The following is a 19,203-nucleotide window of genomic DNA, read 5'->3' as shown; positions in this document are numbered from 1 at the left end:
CCCCGCCCGCACCGGCCCCGGCCCGAACTCATCCCGTCACCTCCGTCTCACTCCTCCCGCGCGTTCGCCCCACGCTTCTTTCTCCGCCCCGACCCCCTGCCGTCCGTTCCCTCGGGGCTCTGGCGACGGGACGGCAGGGGGCAGGAGCCTTCACCCGCGGACCGTGGCCTCCACCGTCTGCGGGGTGGGCACCGTCACCGGGGTGCTGAGCACCTCCAACAAACGGGCGGCCTCCTGCGCCACGGCTTCCCGGGCCGGCTTGACGTACTTCCGGGAGTCGATCAGCGCGGGGTCGGCGTCCAGCGTGCGCCGTATCGAGTTGGTGAAGACGGAGACGAGATGAGTAGAGATGTTGATCTTGGTCATGCCGGCGGCGATGGCCCGGCGGAGCTCGTCGTCCGGTACTCCGGACGAGCCGTGCAGGACCAGGGGCACCGGGAGCGTCCTGCGCAGCGCCGTGATCAGGTCCTTGTCCAGCTCGGCGGTCCGCTCCCGCATCGCATGGGAGGAGCCGACGGCGACCGCGAGGGCGTCGACGCCGGTGGCCCGGACGAAGGCCAGGGCCTCCTCGGGGTCCGTGCGCACCCCCGGCGCGTGGACCCCGTCCTTCCCGCCGACCTCGCCGAGCTCCGCCTCGACGTAGGCGCCCCGCTCGTGGCACCAGGCGGTGAGCGTGGCGGTGGTGGTGACGTTCTGTTCGTAGGGGAGGGCGGAGGCGTCCACCATGACCGACCCCACCCCGGCGGTGATCCCCCGGTGGACCAGCTCCGCCTCGGTGATGTGATCGAGGTGGACCGCGATCGGGGCCGTGGACTCCTCGGCGAGGGCGAGCGTGGCCCGGGTAATGGGGAGCAGGCTTCCGTGATAGCGGATGCAGTTCTCGCTGAGTTGCAGGATCAGCGGGTGTCCGGTGCGCTCGGCGGCGGTCACCAGGGCTTCGGCGGTTTCCAGATGGATGACGTTGAAGGCCGCGGCGCCGACCCGCGCGGCGCGCGCGGCATCGACGATCGACGCGGTGGGAACGAGTGGCATGGTGTCCTGACTCCCTTGGGAGGAAGGGTGAGTTGGCGTCGGCGCGGGCGGTGCGGCGAGGAGATCGCGGCTTCGGCGCGGACGGGGCGCCGCTTAGGGGGCGGCGGGCTCCTGGAGCATCACGGAGCGGGTCAGGCTGCGCGGATTGTCCGGGTCCAGCCCCCGGGCGCGCGCCCGCTCCAGCGCGACCCGCTGCACCAGCACCAGATCGGCAAGCGGATCCCTGGCATGGGACACGAAGTGCGCCCCGGTGCGTGCCACATCGGCCTCCAGCCCCTCGGGAGCCTCGCCGAAGAGCCAGGTCACCCGGCCCGGTGCCGCTATCGAGATGGGACCGTGGCGGTACTCCATCGCGGGGTAGGACTCCGTCCAACTCTGCGACGCCTCACGCATCTTGAGTGCCGCCTCGTTGGCCAGGCCGTACGTCCAACCGGTGCCGAGGAACGCGAACTGCTCGGCGTCCACCCACTCCTTCTTGACCGGAACGGTAAGGGCCTCTTCCGCGTCGGCCACCGACCGCGCGACGTCTTCGCCCAGGTGGGCGCGGAGCAGCGTCAACGCCGTGGTCGCGAACCGGGTCTGCACCACCGATCGTTCGTCCGCGAAGGGCAGTGCCACCGTCTCGTCCGACAGCTCGACCGCCGGAGTCTCGGGATCGCCGAGCACCGTCACGGTGGGGATGCGTCCTTTGACCGCCTCCAGTACGCGCAGCACCTCGGTCGTCGTCCCCGAGCGGGTGATCGCCACCACCGCGTCGTACCGCCGGTCGGCACCGAGGAACGCCTCCGAGGCCGGGAAGGGGTCGGTGACGCCCAGCCCCGCACCTTCGCGCAGGGCCGCGTAGGACTGCGCCATGAACCACGACGTGCCGCAACCGACGACGGCCACCCGCTGACCGGCCCCGGGCAGCGGGCCGCCGCCGGCGCCGATCCGGGCGGCCTCCCGCCATGTGTCCGGCTGGCTGTGCAGCTCCTGCTCCATGTACGAGGTCTCGCTCATGGCCACCCTCCCGTGGTGCGTGCTCAGTGTTTACCGATCGATTGCAGTGTGGCTGCAACTTTCTGCTTCGTTGGGAGCAACTCTACGCAGGTTCGTGCATGCGTTCCATCCCTCGCACGGGTGATTGCGACGGAAGGGGCGTGCGGTTGCCGGCGGATGGGTGGCTGATTGCGTGCGGTGCGACGGCGTGGCATGGAACGAAAAGCGGGTAAGTGACTGTTGACATCTGCGTGAAAGGTGCCTGATATTCGCAAGCTCAGTCATGCCGATGCCCGGTGATGGCCGACGACGCGGTGTCCAGGCGCCCGTCACGCAGTCATGCAGTCACGCAGCAAAGACGCTCCGTCGCACGAAGGACTCCCGATGTCCACTGCCTCACGCTCCACACCGCGTCCGTCGCCCCCGACCTCACTCCGCACCGGCCGGATGTTCGCGCTCACCGGCGCCGTCGTCGGTGTCATCTACGGCTACGACACCGGCAGCATCTCCGGCGCCCTGGTGTTCCTCAGCAAGGACTTCGGCCTGACCGAGACGGAGAAGGGCCTGGTCAACAGCATCCTGGTGTTCGGGTCGATCCTGGGTGCGCTGATCGGCGGCAAGCTCGCCGACGCCCTGGGCCGCCGGGTCGCGATGCTGATCGTCGCCGGTTCCTACGCGGTCTTCGTCGCACTGTCCGCGGTCGCCCCCACCGTCGAGGTGCTCGACGCCGTCCGGTTCCTGCTCGGGGTCGCCATCGGCATCTCGATCGTGGCCGCGCCGCTCTACGTCGCGGAGTCGACCCCGGCCCGCATCCGGGGCGCCTCGGTCGCCGCGTACCAAGTGGCCACGGTCGTGGGCATCGTCCTCACCTACTTCGTCAACTGGGGCCTCTCCGGCGGCGGCCACTGGCGCTGGATGCTCGGCCTGTCGGCGATCCCCGCGGCGCTCGTCGTGATCCCGCTGCTCCGCCTGCCCGACACGCCCCGTTGGTACGTCCTCAAGGGGCAGACCGAACGGGCCGTCGAGGTGATGGCGGTGACCGACCCGGAGGTCGATCCGCGCGCCGAGGTCGCGTCGGTGCGCGCCGCACTCGACGAGGAGAGCGGCGGGTCGGTGCGCTCCCTGCTGCGCAAGCCGTACGCCCGCGCCGCGTTCTTCGTGGTCGGCCTCGGCTTCTTCTGCCAGATCACCGGAATCAACGCGGTGACGTACTACAGTCCGCAGATCTTCGAGGAGATGGGCTTCACCGGCAACGGCCAGAACTTCCTGCTGCCGTCCTTCGTCGAACTGGCCTCCCTGGTCGCGGCCGTGCTGGCGATCCTCATCATCGACCGGATCGGCCGCCGGGTGGTGCTGCTGTCGGGCATCGGCACGATGGTGGTGATGCTCGGGGTCCTGACGGCCGTCTTCAGCGCCGGAAAGCTGCACGGGACCACCACCTGGGTGGGCTTCGTGGCGATCCTCCTGTTCACCGCCGCCTTCAACTTCGGCTTCGGGTCGCTGATCTGGGTCTACGCGAGCGAGGCGTTCCCCGCCCAACTCCGTTCCACGGGCGCCTCGGTGATGCTCACCGCCGACCTCGTCGCCAACCTCCTGATCGCCCAGTTCTTCCCGTCGCTGATGGCGAAGGCGGGGGCCGCCGCGACCTTCGCGGGACTGGGCGTGCTCGCACTCGGCGCCCTGGTCTTCGCGGCCTTCACCGCACCCGAGACCAAGGGCCGCCAGTTGGAGGAGATCCAGGACTACTGGCGCAACGGCGGCCGCTGGCCCACCGCCTCCGCGCCGGGACCGGCGGCCGCCACCACCGGTCCACTCGATGACTCCGCAGCTCAACCGACATAGCCCTGATGGGGCAGGACCCCGATCGCTGGTCTATCGGGGCCCTGCCGTCACGCCGCCTCGGGAGCCCGGGGAGGAACTGGGGGGGCGCGTCAGATTTCGCCGAGGACGGTGACGATGCGCTCGGCTTTGAAGTCCGTGCGGTTCTGCCCGGGGGTTGGCGCTGAGCTGATGCCCCGGTGCTACTCGGGCCGACGCGGCAGGTCCCGGTCTCGGTCGCGGCCGACTGGGGCTGCCGAGTTGAGGGGTCCCGGAGGGGGAGTCGCGGGACAACGGAATTTCATTGTGGCCCACTAACGTGCACCGGGAATTGACCAAGCGATATTCCGGTAATCGCGAGTATCGCCTCCGGCCATGGAGAATTAGTGCGTAAACTCGCTTCAAAGCTGACCCTGGTGGGCGTGTCCGTTGCTTTCCTCGGAGGGGCGCTCCTGTCTCCGCAGGCGCAGGCGGCCCAAGTCGCGGCAGGAGTGCCCGGGCGCTTCATCGCAGACGCCGACATCCTGGCGGCCCCCGACGGGGCGGTCGTGGGCAAGGGCCGGAACGGTCAGCCCGTCACGGTCAACTGCCAGACGGCCGACGGTAATTGGTGGAACCTCAACGCCCCCGAAGCCGCAGGCTGGGTGTGGCAGCCGAACCAGGTGTTGCGCGACTGGGGCACTCCCAATCCCCCGGTCTGCTGACCGTCTTCCGGCTTGACCAACCTCTCGGGCTCCCCGTCGGTCACAGGCTGACGGGGAGCCTTGCAACTCCTAACGAAATGATCTTCGGCGTGGTTGGTTCACTCCCAGGCTGATGATCTGGGGGTGCGGACGGCGCGGCCGAAACCGTGAAAGGTCGATGATGAGTTGTGGGCGGTGATCGACCCCCTGCTGCCGAATGTGGAGGGTCGAAGCCGGCATCCAGGGTGCAAGCGGCATCCTGACCGTCTGGTGTTCCAGGGCATCCTGTTCGTGCTGCATACCGGGATCGCCCGGGGACATCTGCCGCAGGAACTCGACTTCGGCGCGGGTATGACCTGCTGGCGCCGCCTGGCCGAGTGGACCGAGGCCGGGGTGTGGCCCCGGCTGCACGAGGTCATGCTCGCCAGGCTCCGCAGCGCGAACGCCCTGGACTTCTCCGGGGCGGCGGTCGACGGCTCCCACATCCGGGCGTCAAAGGGGGCCCCAAGACGGGACGAAGCCCTGTTGACCGGGGTAGAACCGGCAGCAAGCATCACCTGATCACCGGCGCCACCGGTATCCCGCTCGCCGCCACCTTGACCGGAGGCAACCGCAACGACGTCACCCAGCTCATCCCGCTGCTCCAGGCCGTGCCGCCTGTGCGCGGCGAGCGCGGCCGGCCCGGGCGCCGCCCAAACGTAGTGCTGGGCGACCGCGGCTACGACCACGACAAGTACCGCCGACTGGTGTGGGACCTGGGCGTGAAACCGCAGATTGCCCGCCGTGGCACCGGGTTCGGCTCCGGGCTCGGCACCCAACGCTGGGTCGTGGAACGCGCGTTCGCCCACCTGCGCTCGTTCCGCCGCCTGCGTATCCGCTGGGAGATACGCGACGACATCCACGAAGCCTTCCTCACTCTCGGATGCACACTGATCTGTTGGAGACGCCTGCGCTCAATCTGTGACTGATCCAGTGAGTACGGGAAGGGGATGGCGAAGGACTTTCCGACGTGGCTATTTGAGATGGGAGAGGAGCGCGTCAAGTGCCTTGGTCAGGGCGTCGGCATTGGCTGTGTCGAACCATGCGGTGCGGATGCGCTCGTTGCTTCCGTTCGGTGTCTCGTGGTCACCCGCGAGTTGATGCAGGGAGCGCGTACCGTCGCCCAACGCGCGCCCGACACCCTGGAAGAGGCTGCGGATGTAGCGGTCCGCGTGCTCGACGGGAATGCCCTGCTGGGAAGCCCAGTCGGTGAGCGTGGCCAGGTACCAGTAATGCGAGGTCAGGGTGCCCGTCAGTGCGGAGAAGACGCTGAAGTCCGCTTCATCCGCGACCGGGAGCGCCTCACCGAGGCGGTCGAAGAGGGCGTCGACCACTGGGTGGGAGGGATAGGTGACGGTGACGGACCGGCGCTCGCGCACAGAGGGAAGCGGGATGGCACGCACCACGGGAGCCCCGGTGTCGAACGTCCCGCGCAGCTCGCTGATGCCGACACCGGCGATCACACTGACCACGACGCGGTCGCTGTCGATCCGGAGCCCGGCGAGCGCCTCGGCGTGGTCCAGGGGTCGGACGGCGAGGACCACCACGTCGGAGTGGTTGACGACGTCCTGGTTGTCTACACACACTCGCACGTTCGGATACCGCTGGGACAGCTCGGCGGCTGTACGGGCGCCGCGAGGCGAGAGGTAGACCTCTGGTGGCTCCTCGACGCCGTCGCACAGGCCCGCCACGATAGCCCGGCCGATCTCGCCCACACCGATGATCCCGATACGTTCCACTGTGCCTCCCCATCGTCTACCAGCTGTGGCCTGCTCAGGCCACAGCTGAGTGCAGGTGCCGACAGTGGGCGTGCGCAGGCCGCTTGCTTTCCCGCCGTGGGAGGCGCTACGCGGCTCCCACGGCTTCGCCCGTGCCACTCCCCAGGACTCCTAGATCATTGCCCCCCGGGGTGATTCAACCCGCTCGGAGAGCATTTCGTTAGGAGTTCTTATAGGCAGGGGATCGAGGGCCAGGCAGCGTCCTGCCAAAGGAAGGTGAGGTCCGCGTGGCCTCAGGGTCTGCTCCGTGGTGGTGTCGATTCCGGGCGTGGGCGTCGGGCCTGTGGTCGGGGTGCGTCCATGGCCCGTGCGGCGCGGGGCCCGGTCCGCCGGACGGTTCCGGTGGGCCGGGCCGCGGGTGCGACGGAGGTTCAGGACGGAAGTTGCTCCCGGTATTCCGCCAGTGCCGGTGCCGTCTTGGTCGCGGTGAACTCGGTGATCCGGTACTCGCAGACCCCGGCCCGGACGAACGGGTCGTCGGCCGCGAGCTCCTCGACGGTCGCCCGGTCGCTCCCGGCGGCGATGATCACTCCTCCGTCACGCGGGTTCTTCCGCCCGGACGCGATGAAGTGTCCGGCGGCGTACGCCCGCTCCAGCCACGCCACGTGGTCCTGGAGGGCGGCGTCGACGCGGTCGAGGGGAGCGGTGTAGGTCAGTTCCAGTACGAACATGGCTGCAATATAGAGGAGGGGCGGCGGGCGCCCACGGGCGGTACGCGGCCGCCCGCAACCGTGCACCGGTTCGATAGCGTGACGGCACCATGGACACTTCCGGAACCCTCTCCCGTGCCGACGAACTGCAGCACTGGCCCACGGACGAAGCCGGGGCCCGCGCGGTCCAGGACCGGCTGCGCGGCCACGTGCGGCTCGACGAGCCCGGCCCGGTACCGGGCTTCGAGGGCACCGCCGTCGGCGTGGACGTCGCCTACGACGACGAACACGACGTCGTCGTCGCGGCCGCCGTCGCCCTCGACGCCCGCACCCTCGCGGTCGTCGACCGGGCCACCGCCGTCGGTCCGATCTCCTTCCCCTACGTTCCCGGCCTGCTCGCCTTCCGGGAGATCCCCACCGTCCTGGACGCGCTGGACCGGCTCGCCCGCACCCCCGACCTGGTCGTCTGCGACGGCTACGGGCTGGCCCACCCGCGGCGCTTCGGTCTCGCCAGCCACCTCGGTGTGCTGACCGGGCTGCCCACCATCGGGGTCGCCAAGACGCCGTTCACGTTCCGGTACGAGGCGCCGGGGCCGGAGCGCGGCGCCACCTCGCCCCTGTGGGACGACCGGGCGGCGGACGGCGAGCCCGAAGAGGTGGGGCGTGCCCTGCGCACCCAACGGGGCGTCAAGCCGGTCTTCGTCTCGGTCGGCCACCGGGTGGACCTGGACCGGGCCTGCGCGCACACCCTCCATCTGGCGGCCGCCTACCGTCTGCCGGAGACGACCCGGGCCGCCGACTCGCTGTGCCGCAAGGCCCTGGCGAGCCTCTGACGGCCGGCCCGGGCTAGCCGCGGACCACCCGGAAGACGATCCCCGCGTCCTGGAGGCGACGGGTCAGCGCGTCGCCCATGGCGACGGCCGTCGTCACCTGGCCCGCGGTGTCCGGGAGGTCGTCGAAGGCGAGGCTGAGCGCTCCCTCGGCGAGCATCTTCGCGGTCTCGTCGTAACCGGGATCGCCGCCCCTGACCTCGGTGACCAGGTGCGCACCTCCGCCCGACGCCACGAACCGCACCGCGAACCAACTCCGCGCCCGGCGCTGCGGACTCGGCCCCTCGCCCGGTTGCAGCCGTCCGGACAGCCACCGTCGGACGGGCGGTACCTGGGCGAGTGCCGCAAGGGCCCCGGCGCCCGCCGTCGCGGCCACCGCGGTCGGCAGTCGGCGCACCCCCGCGTAGTGCCGGTAGCGGAAATCGGGGCCGTACTGGTCGAGGGCGGCCGCCGAGCGGGCCACGACCTGCGGGTCCAGGGTCGGCAGCGGCAGGCCCCAGGTGCCGGTGTCCCGGCTCCGTACGGGCGGCCCGAACGGGGCGCGCACGATGCGGCCCGCGGGCCGCGGTTCGACCCGGCGACGGGCCCGCGCGGCCCGCGCCATGGCGGCCGGCCGGGAGGCCGCGGTGAGCGCGGAGGAGAGCGTCCCGCCGGAGAACGTGGCGTCGGTCCGCACGAATCCGTCGATGCGCAGCGGCACCCCCTTGGGGAGCAGGCCCACCGTGTAGTGCACCCCGAGGTCGTACGGGACGGAGTCGAAGCCGCAGGCGTGGACGAGCCGTGCCCCGGTGGCCCGGGCGGTGGCGTCGTGGCGCAGGTACGTCCGGTCGACGAACTCCGCCTCGCCCGTGAGGTCCAGGTAGTCGGTGCCGGCCTCGGCGCACGCCGCGACCAGGGTTTCGCCGTGCCGGAGGTAGGGCCCGACGGTGGTGGCCAGGACGCGGGTGGCGGCGGCCAGGGCGCGCAGCGAGCCGGCGTCGGCGCTGTCGGCCCGCAGCAGCGGGAGGTCCGCGCAGTCCGGGTTGAGGGTCGCCAACTGGTCGCGCAGCCGCTCCAGTTTGGCGGTGCTGCGACCGGCGAGCGCCCAGCGGCAGCCTTCGGGGGCGTGCCGCGCGAGGTACTCCGCGGTGAGGGCGCCGGCGAACCCGGTCGCTCCGTACAGGACGAGGTCGTGGTCCCGTCCTGAGGTGTCCTGCCGTGACATCTGCGTCCTCTCTGGTCCGAGGTCCGGACCCTAGGGACTTGTTGACGGATACGTCAACGACAGGCCGGGTCGGCGGGGTTGCCCTTGGCGGCCCGGAAGGCGGTCCGCGGTGCGTCCGGTCTTGACGCGGCGGGGTAGGCCGGCCAGATTCATGCGGTGAGGTGGGACATCCGATGTCCGGCTTGTCCCGGGGTGCGGGGCGGGCGAGTCGGGCCGCTCCTGGAGGAGGCCGGCTCCTGTGACGACGCAGTCCGCGGATCCGGCTGGCCGGAGCCCGCGCAGGGCCTGGTACCGCGAGGTCACCCCGCGCCAGTGGAAGGCGCTGTCCGCCGCCTGGATCGGCTATCTCCTCGACGGCTTCGACTTCGTGCTGATCACTCTGGTGTTGACCGAGGTCGCCGACGACTTCCGTCTGGACAGCGCGACCGCCGCCTCGCTGGTCTCCGCCGCCTTCGTCACCCGTTGGTTGGGCGGTGCCCTCCTGGGGGCGATGGGCGACCGCCACGGCCGCAAGGCAGCCATGATCGCCAGCATCCTGCTCTACTCGCTCGGCACCTTCGCCTGCGGGTTCGCCTGGGACTACACCAGCCTGTTCGTCGCCCGGCTGGTGATCGGGCTGGGTATGGCGGGGGAGTACAGCACCAGCGTGACGTATGTGCTGGAGAGCTGGCCCGCCCGGTTGCGCAACCGCGCTTCCGGGTTCCTGATCTCCGGCTACGCCGGCGGTACGGCCGTCGCGGCGCAGGTCTACGCCTGGGTGGTGCCCGCGTGGGGCTGGCGCTGGATGTTCTGGCTCGGGGTGCTGCCCGTACTGGTCGCACTGTGGATGCGCCGGTCGCTGCCGGAGGCCGGGGACTGGCACGCGGAGGTCGCCGGCGCGCGCGGCGGCGACGGTGCGGCGCCCCCGAACCGGCCGCATCCGTTCCGCCCGCTGTTCACCGGTCGCCGGCGCCGCCGGGCGAACGCGGTGCTGGCGACGCTCGCGACGGTCGCCCTGTTCTGCGCGTTCACGCCCTGGGGTGCGGGGTTCGTGCCGTGGTCGGCCGGGCTCGCCGCCCTGTGCCTGCTGGCCTTCGCCGCCCAACTGGGCGGGCGTCGTGGCTGGCTGCTGCACGTCTCCTTGATGGTGACGGTGTTCTGCGCCTTCCTCTACAGCTGGCCGGTGCAGGCCCTGTTGCCGACCTACCTCAAGACCGACCTGGGATACCCGCCCGCGCAGGTCGGCGACGTGATGTTCGTCGCGGGCTTCGGCGCCATGGCCGGCTGCTGGCTGGCCGGCTTCACCGGGGACCTGCTCGGGACCCGGCGCGCCTACGCGTGCACCCTGCTGGCCTCACTGGCGTTCGTGTTCCCGGTGTTCGCGGTGCGCGGGAGCGTGCTGGGGCTGGGCGTGCTGCTCTTCGTCCTGCTGGCACTGGGGCAGGGCATCTCCGGGATCCTGCCGAAGTACATCGCCGGCCATTTCCCGACCGGGACCCGCGCCGCGTCGCTGGGCTTCGTCTACAACGCGGGGGCGCTGGGCGGAGCGGTGGCGCCGGTCCTGGGGGCGCACCTCGCCCGCGGCATGCCCCTGGGGCGGGCGCTGGCGGTCCTCACCTTCGGGCTGACGCTGCTGGTCGTGCTCCTCGTGGGCGGCGACGTCCCGCGGCGACTCGCGCGGCTGGTGGACCGTCAGGTGCCCGGGGACCACCTCGTGACGGAGACGGCGGGTGGCGCGGAGACGGCCGAGGGGCGTGGGCGGGGCGTCCCGCGCGGCGAGTCGTCGTCCGGTGCGGCGTAGCGCCGGAACGGAGGGCGGGCCGGTGCCGCCGGCCGCGGGCCCGGCCGGAGTCATTCGGTGCTGTCGTCCCGCCGTCCCAACGCCACCCCGCGGACCCCCTCCAACTCCGTCAGCGCCTCCACCAGGGGATGCGCGGAGCCGTCGCCCTCCAACCGGAGCAGCACCTCGGCCGCCACCTGGGTGTCGTCCGGGCGGGTCTCCACCTGGACGTCGGTGACGCGGAACCCGCTGCCGGTGCACAGCTCCAACATCCTCCCGAGCAGACCGTGTTGCGCCTGATAGGTGAGGCGCAGGTCTATCCGGTTGTAGGACGGCCCGGCGGTGATCCGCTCCGACACCTTGGAGAAGCCGCGCACGATCAGGAAGTGCACGGCCGTCGCGCCGATCGCGAGCAGTGGCAGCCCGCCACCGCAGGCCATCCCGATGGCGCAGGTCAACCAGATGGTCGCGGCCGTCGTCAGTCCCCGGACCGCGTCCTTGCGCACGAAGATGAGCCCGCCGCCGATGAACCCGATGCCGGAGACGACCTGCGCGGCGACCCGGGACGGGTCCAACACCACGCCGTCCGTGCCCAGCAGCGCGCCGAAGCCGTGGATCGAGACCTCCATGAACAGCGCGCTGCCCACCCCGACGAGGGTGTGGGTGCGCAGCCCGGCGCTCTTCTGCCGGGCCTCGCGCTCCAATCCGATCAGCGAGGACAGCAGGAGGGCGATGCCCAGCTCGGTGAACTGGCGCAGACCCTGGCCGGCATGGACGTCGAAGAGTGCGGCGGCGAGGTGAGACATGACGGCATTGTCCCTCCGCCGGACCGCCGCGGGGCGCTCCGCGGGCCGTTGTCAGTGGTCGCGGTTAGCGTGGGGGCGATGGGCGGTGCGGGCTCCCGCGCGGCCCATCCCGGGCGTTGAGGACGGCGTCGGGCGGGGGAGCGGACGTGGAGGACGGGATGGCGCAGGCGGTGCGGACGACGGCGGTATCGGCGCGGAGTTGCGCGTGCCCGCGGCTGATAGCCCCCGAGCTGCTCATCGGCCGGCTCGGCGGGGGATGACGGCGCGGCGACAGGCGCGCGAAGGCCCGTGACGGCGGTGGCAGTTGAGCACCGTCGCCACGGGCCTTCGTCGTGCGCGACCACGGGGCACGGGGGGCTTGTGGAAAGTGGAACACGTTCTTAACATCACGAGTGTTACATCAGAAGTGTCACAGTGCGGAAGGCGTGGGGCGCGATGACGCAGTCAGGCAACGGCCCGCTCGGCGGGGTGCGGGTGGTGGAGCTCGCCGGCATCGGCCCCGGCCCCTTCGCGGCCATGCTGCTGGCCGACCTCGGCGCCGACGTCGTGCGGGTCGACCGCCCCGGAGGCGCCGGACTGGGCATCGATCCGGCGTGCGACCTCACCAACCGCAACAAGCGCTCGATGCTGGTGGACCTGAAGCAGCCCGCCGGAGTCGCCCGCGTCCTCGACCTGGCCGAGCGCGCCGACGTCCTGATCGAGGGGTACCGGCCGGGAGTGGCCGAGCGGCTGGGCGTCGGGCCCGAGCCGTGTCTGGCGCGCAACCCCCGCCTGGTCTACGGCCGGATGACCGGCTGGGGCCAGGCGGGGCCGCTCGCCGGCACCGCCGGCCACGACATCGGCTACATCGCCCTCACCGGCGCCCTCGGCATGATCGGCCCGGCCGACGGACCGCCCGCGATCCCCGCCAACCTGCTCGGCGACTACGCCGGCGGTTCGCTCTACCTCGTCATCGGCGTGCTCGCGGCCCTCCAGCACGCCCGCACCGAGGGCGGGACGGGCCAGGTCGTGGACGCCGCGATCGTCGACGGCACGGCCCATCTGACGGCGATGATCCACGGCATGCTGGCCGCCGGTGGCTGGCAGGACCGGCGCGGCGCCAACCTCCTCGACGGCGGCGCCCCGTTCTACGGCACCTACGAGACCGCCGATGGCGGCCACATGGCCGTCGGCGCGCTGGAGCAGCGGTTCTACGCCGAGTTCATCCGGCTGCTCGGCATCGAGGACGAAGTCCCCGGCCGGGACGACCTCACGGCCTGGGGCGACCTGCGCACCGCCATCGCCGCCCGTTTCCGGACCCGCACCCGGGACGAGTGGACCGCGGTCTTCCAGGAGTCCGACGCCTGCGTCGCCCCGGTGCTCTCCCTGCGCGAGGCCCCGGGACACCCGCACCTCGCGGCCCGCGGGACCTTCACCGAGCACGCCGGTCTGACCCAGCCCGCCCCCGCGCCCCGCTTCTCGGCCACCCCGGGGACCCTCCGCAGGGCTCCCGCCCTCCCCGGAGCGGACACCGAAGAGGTCGCCCGCGACTGGCAGCTGCCCGGCCTCGCCGAACCGGTCGACGAGCCGCACCGCACCGAGCCGAAGGAGACGGCCCGTTGACGCAGCCGCCCACCGCCCTCGCGGACGCGACCACTCCGCGCCGCCGCGCCCGAGCCGTCGCCGCTGCACGCCGCCCGGCGGCGGTCACCGCCCGACCCTACGGCCGCCGGCCGGCCGCGCTCCCCCTTGAGGCGCCCGGCTCCGTCCACGGCCGCAAGCAGAGAGCCGGGGCCACCGTGCGGGAGGGGTTCCGTGCGCCCTGGACGCCGTACGGCACCGACGGGTTCGTCCGCGAGCACGGTGCGCGGCAGCCACCGCCGGCCGACGCTCCCCAGCCGCCGCGGGCAGGCGCCCGCGGCGGCCGGATCCCCGCACACCGGGCGGCCGCCGCCAGGGTGCGCACCGTCCAGCCCATAGGCCCCGACCCCGCCGAGCTCACCGAGACCGTCGAGCACCGGCTCTGAGGGGACGCGCGCGCCACGCCCGCCCGGGGCGATCCCCGGCCCCGGCCGAGCAGCCCGTCGACCATCCAGGCCCATCCCCGAAGGGACAGCAGAGTGGAGCGCCAGATCTTCACCGAGGACCACGACGCCTTCCGCGCCACGGTGCGCACCTTCCTCGCCAAGGAGGTGACGCCGCATTACGAGCAGTGGGAGAAGGACGGCATCGTCAGCCGGGACGCCTGGCGGGCGGCCGGCCGACAAGGTCTGCTGGGCCTGGCCGTGCCCGAGGAGTACGGCGGCGGGGGCACCACGGACTTCCGCTACAGCGCCGTCCTCGCCGAGGAATTCACCCGCGCCGGCACCCCCGGCTTCGCCATCGGACTGCACAACGACATCGTCGGCCCCTACCTGACCTCGCTCGCCACCGAGGAGCAGAAGCGCCGCTGGCTGCCGGGGTTCTGCAGCGGCGAGACGATCACGGCGATCGCGATGACCGAGCCCGGCGCCGGCTCCGACCTCCAGGGCATCCGCACCACCGCGGAGGACCGCGGCGACCACTGGGTGCTCAACGGCTCCAAGACCTTCATCTCCAACGGCATCCTCGCCGACCTCGTCATCGTCGTCGCCAAGACCACCCCCGAGGGCGGCGCGCACGGCCTGAGCCTGCTGGTCGTCGAACGGGGGGCGGAGGGTTTCGAGCGCGGCCGCAACCTCGACAAGATCGGTCAGAAGTCGCAGGACACCGCCGAGCTCTTCTTCCACGACGTGCGGGTTCCCAAGGAGAACCTCCTCGGCGATCTCCACCGCGCCTTCGTGCACCTGATGACCAACCTCGCGCAGGAGCGGATGGCGATAGCGATCGCCGGGATAGCCGCCGCCGAGCACCTGCTGGAGACCACCACCCGGTACGTCAAGGAGCGCGAGGCCTTCGGCCGGCCGCTGGCCAAGCTCCAGCACGTCCGGTTCGAGATCGCCGAGATGGCCACCGAGTGCGCGGTGACCCGCGCCTTCCTCGACCGCTGCATCACCGACCACTCCGAGGGCACCCTCGACGCCGTGCACGCCTCCATGGCCAAGTGGTGGGCCACCGAGCTCCAGAAGCGGGTGGCCGACCGCTGCCTCCAGCTGCACGGCGGATACGGCTACATGACGGAATATCCGGTCGCCCGGGCCTTCACCGACGGCCGCATCCAGACCATCTACGGGGGGACGACCGAGATCATGAAGGAGATCATCGGCCGCTCCCTGCTCGGCTAACCCTCCCCGACCGCGCCGTCCCGGGCCCCGACACCAGCGGCCGACACCGCGATCCCGACCCCGGCCGGAAAGAAAGGCTTTTCTGTGAGCACCGAAGCGTACGTGTACGACGCGATCCGCACCCCCCGCGGTCGCGGCAAGGCCAACGGCGCCCTGCACGGCACCAAGCCGATCGACCTGGTCGTCGGCCTGATCCACGAGGTGCGGCGGCGCTTCCCCGACCTGGACCCGGCCGCGATCGACGACATCGTGCTGGGCGTGGTCGGGCCCGTCGGCGACCAGGGCTCGGACATCGCCCGGATCGCCGCGATCGCCGCCGGTCTGCCCGACACCGTCGCCGGCGTACAGGAGAACCGCTTCTGCGCCTCCGGCCTGGAAGCCGTCAACATGGCCGCGGCCAAGGTCCGTTCGGGCTGGGAGGACCTGGTCCTGGCGGGCGGCGTGGAGTCGATGTCGCGGGTTCCGATGGCCTCCGACGGCGGCGCCTGGTTCGCCGACCCGATGACCAACTTCGACACCGGCTTCGTCCCGCAGGGCATCAGCGCCGACCTCATCGCCACCATCGAGGGGTACTCCCGCCGCGACGTCGACGAGTACGCCGCGCTCTCCCAGGAACGGGCCGCCGCGGCGTGGAAGGACGACCGCTTCGCGCGCTCGGTGGTCCCCGTCCAGGACCGCAACGGCCTGGTCGTCCTCGACCACGACGAGCACCTGCGCCCCGGCACCACCGCCGACTCGCTCGCGGGCCTGAAGCCGTCGTTCGCCGCCATCGGCGACGCCGGCGGCTTCGACGCGGTCGCGCTCCAGAAGTACCACTGGGTCGAGAAGATCGACCACGTCCACCACGCCGGCAACTCCTCCGGCATCGTGGACGGCGCCGCGCTGGTCGCCATCGGCTCCAAGGAGGTCGGCGAGCGCTACGGCCTCACCCCGCGGGCCCGCATCGTCGCCGCCGCGGTCTCCGGCTCCGAGCCCACGATCATGCTCACCGGCCCCGCGCCCGCCAGCCGCAAGGCCCTGGCCAAGGCCGGTCTGACCATCGACGACATCGACCTGGTCGAGATCAACGAGGCGTTCGCCGCGGTCGTCCTGCGGTTCGTCAAGGACATGGGCCTCAGCCTGGACAAGGTCAACGTCAACGGCGGCGCCATCGCCCTGGGCCACCCCCTCGGCGCCACCGGCGCGATGATCCTCGGCACCCTCGTCGACGAACTGGAGCGGCAGGACAAGCGCTACGGCCTGGCCACCCTCTGCGTCGGCGGCGGCATGGGCGTCGCCACCGTCGTCGAGCGCCTCTGACCCCTCGTCCCACCCACCACGGAGTACTACCCATGAGTGAATCCGCTGCTGCGTCGACCATCCGCTGGGAACAGGACGAGACCGGTGTCGTCACCCTGGTCCTCGACGACCCCCACCAGTCCGCCAACACCATGAACAACGCCTTCAAGACCTCCCTGACCGCGGTCGCCGACCGCCTGGAGGCCGAGAAGGACAGCATCCGCGGCATCATCGTCACCTCCGCCAAGAAGACCTTCTTCGCCGGCGGCGACCTGCGCGACCTGATCGCCGTCACCCCCGCCCAGGCACAGCAGGCGTTCGAGACCGGCAACGGCATCAAGCGCGACCTGCGCCGGATCGAAACGCTCGGCAAGCCCGTGGTCGCCGCCATCAACGGCGCCGCGCTGGGCGGCGGCTACGAGATCGCCCTGGCCTGCCACCACCGCATCGCCCTGGACACCCCCGGCACCAAGATCGGCCTGCCCGAGGTCACCCTCGGCCTGCTGCCGGCCGGCGGTGGCGTCACCCGTACCGTCCGGCTGCTGGGCATCACCGACGCACTGCTGAAGGTGCTCCTCCAGGGCACCCAGTACGACGCCGCGCGCGCCAAGGACAACGGGCTGATCCACGAGGTCGCCGAGACGCGGGACGAACTCCTCACCAAGGCGCGGGAGTTCATCGACGCCCACCCCGAGTCCCAGCAGCCCTGGGACGCCCCGGGTTACAAGATCCCCGGCGGCACCCCGGCGCACCCGAAGTTCGCCGCCAACCTCCCGGCGTTTCCCGCCAACCTCAAGAAGCAGCTCAACGGTGCCCCCTACCCGGCGCCGCGCAACATCCTCGCCGCGGCCGTCGAGGGGTCCCAGGTCGACTTCGAGACCGCCCAGACCATCGAGGCGCGCTACTTCGTCGAGCTGGTCACCGGCCAGGTCTCCAAGAACATGATCCAGGCGTTCTTCTTCGACCTCCAGGCCGTCAACTCCGGTGCCAACCGCCCCAAGGACGTCGCGCCGCACACGGTCCGCAAGGTCGCCGTCCTCGGTGCCGGCATGATGGGCGCCGGCATCGCCTACGCCTGCGCCAAGGCCGGCATCGAGGTCGTCCTCAAGGACGTCACCCTGGAGGCGGCCCAACGCGGCAAGGAGTACTCCGAGGGGCTGCTCACCAAGGCGTTGGCCAGGGGGCGCACCACCGAGGCGAAGCGCGACGCGCTGCTGGCGCGGATCACGCCCACCGCCGAGCCCGCCGACCTCGCCGGCTGCGACGCGGTCATCGAGGCGGTCTTCGAGGACGTCGCCCTCAAGCACAAGGTGTTCAAGGAGATCCAGCACGTCGTCGAGCCCGACGCGCTGCTGTGCTCCAACACCTCCACCCTGCCCATCACGTTGTTGGCCGAAGGCGTCGAGCGGGACGCCGACTTCATCGGCCTGCACTTCTTCTCGCCCGTCGACAAGATGCCGCTGGTGGAGATCATCAAGGGTGAGCGGACCGGTGACGAGGCGCTGGCCCGCGCCTTCGACCTGGTCCGCCAGATCCGCAAGACCCCCATCGTCGTCAACGACTCCCGAGGCTTCTTCACCTCCCGGGTCATCGGCCACTTCATCAACGAGGGCGTGGCGATGATCGGCGAGGGCCTCGACCCCGCCTCGGTCGAACAGGCCGCGGCCCAGGCCGGCTACCCGGCCAAGGTGCTGTCCCTGATGGACGAGCTGACCCTCACCCTCCCGCGCAAGATCCGCAACGAGACCAAGCGCGCCGTGGAGGAGGCCGGCGGCACCTGGCAGCCGCACCCGGCCGACGCCGTCATCGACCGCATGGTCGACGAGTTCGACCGCCCCGGGCGCAGCGGCGGGGCCGGCTTCTACGACTACGGCGACGACGGCCGGCGTGCCGGCCTGTGGCCCGGGCTGCGCGAGCACTTCCAGCAGGAGGGCGCCGCCGTCCCGTTCCGGGACATGCAGGAGCGGATGCTGTTCTCCGAGGCGCTGGACACCGTCCGCTGCCTGGAGGAGGGCGTGCTGACGTCCGTCGCCGACGCCAACATCGGCTCCATCCTCGGCATCGGCTTCCCCGGGTGGACCGGTGGCGTGCTCCAGTACATCAACGGCTACCAGGGCGGGCCGGGCCGGGAGGAACTCGTGGGCCTGCCCGGGTTCGTGGCCCGCGCCCGCGAGTTGCAGGCGGCCTACGGCGACCGGTTCGCGCCCTCCGCGCTGCTGGTCGAGAAGGCCGAGCGGGGCGAGAAGTTCAGCGACTGAGCCGGACGCGCGGGGGCGGGCCGGTGCGGTCCGCCCCCGTCACCGGCCGGTCGCGCCGTCGGCCCCGCTCGGGCCCGTGCGGTCCGCCCGGCCGTCGTGCTCGCCCGTGCCCAGCCACTCCCGCAGCTCTTCCTTCATCGACCGTTGGAAGGCGGTGACCAGTGCTTGCACCACCATCGGCTGCATGTGCGCGGAGAGCGACTTCATCCGCGCCACCTCCTCGGCGTCCGGCCCGCCGTCCCGGTAGGGCTCCCACACCTCGTCCTTGAACAGCCGGCTGAGCTCCCGGGCGGCCGAGCGGGTGTGCTCGATGACGACGGTGCGGGCCGCCAGGATCGTCTCCAGGGCGATCGGCACGTCGAGCAGCCGCGCCCCCAGGTGCAACAGCCCCGGGTCGACCCGGAAGACGTCCGGCTCCTCGGTGCGGACCAGGACGTTCATCGCCGCCAGCCGGTCGAGGTCCTCCTCGGTCAGCTCCCGTCCGACCCGCCGTTCCAACTGGTCCCGGGTGGCGTCCTCGGCCTTGTCCGGGATCCAGCTCGCCACCAGGGCGCGGTGGATGGCCAGGTCCTGGGCGCTCAGGTCGGGCGGCAACTGCTCCAGGTAGCGTTCGATGGCGGACAGGGTCAGGCCCTGGTGCTGGAGTTCCTCGATCAGCGCGAGCCGCGAGAGGTGGTCCGGCCCGTAGCGACCGACCCGGCGCGGGCCGATCTCGGGCGGCGGGAGCAGTCCGCGGGTGCTGTAGAAGCGGATCGTGCGGACCGTGACGCCGGCGCGGGCGGCGAGTTCGTCGACCGTCAGGTCGGGGGCGGACTCCATCATGTTCAACAGTATTGCTGTCTCACCAG

At 71.6% G+C, this 19,203-nt stretch carries 17 protein-coding genes; 10 read left to right on the top strand and 7 right to left on the bottom strand.

Features of this window, described 5'->3' with window-relative positions; genetic code table 11:
• Positions 1-150: 150 nt before the first annotated feature.
• Positions 151-1,032, bottom strand: a complete 882-nt coding sequence (locus tag ACJ6WD_RS01890) for a ketose-bisphosphate aldolase (RefSeq protein ID WP_407615002.1) — start codon at positions 1,030-1,032, stop codon at positions 151-153.
• A gap of 93 nt (positions 1,033-1,125) precedes the next feature.
• Positions 1,126-2,031: an SIS domain-containing protein gene (locus ACJ6WD_RS01885; RefSeq protein ID WP_407615001.1), complete on the bottom strand. Its 906-nt coding sequence runs from the start codon at positions 2,029-2,031 to the stop codon at positions 1,126-1,128.
• 363 nt (positions 2,032-2,394) lie between these two features.
• Here ACJ6WD_RS01885 and ACJ6WD_RS01880 point away from each other — a divergent pair, with 363 nt between their 5' ends.
• The 3 genes from ACJ6WD_RS01880 (at position 2,395) to ACJ6WD_RS01870 (ending at position 5,479) form a co-directional block, all read left to right on the top strand.
• Positions 2,395-3,852 (top strand): sugar porter family MFS transporter, encoded by a 1,458-nt coding sequence (locus tag ACJ6WD_RS01880; RefSeq protein WP_016574822.1) that lies wholly within the window; start codon positions 2,395-2,397, stop codon positions 3,850-3,852.
• Positions 3,853-4,250: 398 nt separating this feature from the next.
• Positions 4,251-4,532, top strand: a complete 282-nt coding sequence (locus ACJ6WD_RS01875; RefSeq protein ID WP_331246457.1) for a hypothetical protein — start codon at positions 4,251-4,253, stop codon at positions 4,530-4,532.
• Between the two features lie 165 nt (positions 4,533-4,697).
• Positions 4,698-5,479 (top strand): IS5 family transposase gene (locus ACJ6WD_RS01870; RefSeq protein ID WP_407615000.1). Its coding sequence is split into 2 segments (ribosomal slippage): positions 4,698-5,001 and positions 5,001-5,479, totalling 783 coding nucleotides; the frame shifts between segments, so codons are not numbered across the junction.
• A gap of 45 nt (positions 5,480-5,524) precedes the next feature.
• Here ACJ6WD_RS01870 and ACJ6WD_RS01865 read toward each other — a convergent pair.
• Positions 5,525-6,289, bottom strand: a complete 765-nt coding sequence (locus ACJ6WD_RS01865) for an NAD(P)-binding domain-containing protein (protein WP_331246455.1) — start codon at positions 6,287-6,289, stop codon at positions 5,525-5,527.
• Positions 6,290-6,699: 410 nt separating this feature from the next.
• A complete protein-coding gene (locus tag ACJ6WD_RS01860; protein WP_016574821.1) occupies positions 6,700-6,999 on the bottom strand; it encodes a YciI family protein in 300 nt (99 codons plus the stop codon).
• A gap of 89 nt (positions 7,000-7,088) precedes the next feature.
• Between ACJ6WD_RS01860 and ACJ6WD_RS01855 the strand changes: the two genes are divergently transcribed.
• Positions 7,089-7,811 (top strand): endonuclease V, encoded by a 723-nt coding sequence (locus tag ACJ6WD_RS01855; protein ID WP_407614999.1) that lies wholly within the window; start codon positions 7,089-7,091, stop codon positions 7,809-7,811.
• Between the two features lie 13 nt (positions 7,812-7,824).
• On the opposite strand, the gene ACJ6WD_RS01850 is transcribed toward ACJ6WD_RS01855, so the two are convergent.
• Complete coding sequence (locus ACJ6WD_RS01850) at positions 7,825-9,012, bottom strand: trans-acting enoyl reductase family protein (protein ID WP_233656460.1); 1,188 nt, start codon at positions 9,010-9,012, stop codon at positions 7,825-7,827.
• 238 nt (positions 9,013-9,250) lie between these two features.
• Here ACJ6WD_RS01850 and ACJ6WD_RS01845 point away from each other — a divergent pair, with 238 nt between their 5' ends.
• On the top strand, positions 9,251-10,792 hold the full coding sequence (locus tag ACJ6WD_RS01845) for a sialate:H+ symport family MFS transporter (protein WP_407614998.1): 1,542 nt from the start codon (positions 9,251-9,253) through the stop codon (positions 10,790-10,792).
• A gap of 50 nt (positions 10,793-10,842) precedes the next feature.
• Here ACJ6WD_RS01845 and ACJ6WD_RS01840 read toward each other — a convergent pair whose 3' ends face one another.
• Positions 10,843-11,577, bottom strand: a complete 735-nt coding sequence (locus ACJ6WD_RS01840) for an MgtC/SapB family protein (protein WP_233656463.1) — start codon at positions 11,575-11,577, stop codon at positions 10,843-10,845.
• A gap of 435 nt (positions 11,578-12,012) precedes the next feature.
• Here ACJ6WD_RS01840 and ACJ6WD_RS01835 point away from each other — a divergent pair, with 435 nt between their 5' ends.
• The 5 genes from ACJ6WD_RS01835 to ACJ6WD_RS01815 all read left to right on the top strand — a co-directional run bounded on the left by ACJ6WD_RS01835 (position 12,013) and on the right by ACJ6WD_RS01815 (position 18,355).
• Positions 12,013-13,179, top strand: a complete 1,167-nt coding sequence (locus ACJ6WD_RS01835; RefSeq protein WP_331246451.1) for a CaiB/BaiF CoA-transferase family protein — start codon at positions 12,013-12,015, stop codon at positions 13,177-13,179.
• The gene (locus tag ACJ6WD_RS01830; RefSeq protein WP_407614997.1) at positions 13,176-13,583 is read left to right on the top strand and encodes a hypothetical protein; all 408 of its coding nucleotides are present in this window, start codon (positions 13,176-13,178) and stop codon (positions 13,581-13,583) included. The genes ACJ6WD_RS01835 and ACJ6WD_RS01830 overlap by 4 nt, the downstream gene beginning before the upstream one ends.
• Before the next feature lie 93 nt (positions 13,584-13,676).
• The gene (locus ACJ6WD_RS01825) at positions 13,677-14,819 is read left to right on the top strand and encodes an acyl-CoA dehydrogenase family protein (protein WP_016574814.1); all 1,143 of its coding nucleotides are present in this window, start codon (positions 13,677-13,679) and stop codon (positions 14,817-14,819) included.
• Between the two features lie 84 nt (positions 14,820-14,903).
• On the top strand, positions 14,904-16,118 hold the full coding sequence (locus tag ACJ6WD_RS01820) for an acetyl-CoA C-acetyltransferase (protein ID WP_233656469.1): 1,215 nt from the start codon (positions 14,904-14,906) through the stop codon (positions 16,116-16,118).
• A 32-nt stretch (positions 16,119-16,150) separates the two neighbouring features.
• Positions 16,151-18,355 carry a 3-hydroxyacyl-CoA dehydrogenase NAD-binding domain-containing protein gene (locus ACJ6WD_RS01815; protein WP_331246449.1) on the top strand — a complete coding sequence of 735 codons (2,205 nt, stop codon included), beginning with the start codon at positions 16,151-16,153 and terminating at the stop codon, positions 18,353-18,355.
• Positions 18,356-18,394: 39 nt separating this feature from the next.
• Here ACJ6WD_RS01815 and ACJ6WD_RS01810 read toward each other — a convergent pair whose 3' ends face one another.
• Positions 18,395-19,177, bottom strand: a complete 783-nt coding sequence (locus tag ACJ6WD_RS01810) for a MerR family transcriptional regulator (RefSeq protein ID WP_376559108.1) — start codon at positions 19,175-19,177, stop codon at positions 18,395-18,397.
• Positions 19,178-19,203 lie beyond the last annotated feature (26 nt).

This window comes from Streptomyces sp. VTCC 41912 (assembly GCF_045799175.1).
GTDB lineage: Bacteria > Actinomycetota > Actinomycetes > Streptomycetales > Streptomycetaceae > Streptomyces > Streptomyces albulus_C.
Note: the sequence above shows the minus strand (reverse complement) of the source record. Positions and strands in the feature narration are given on the sequence as shown.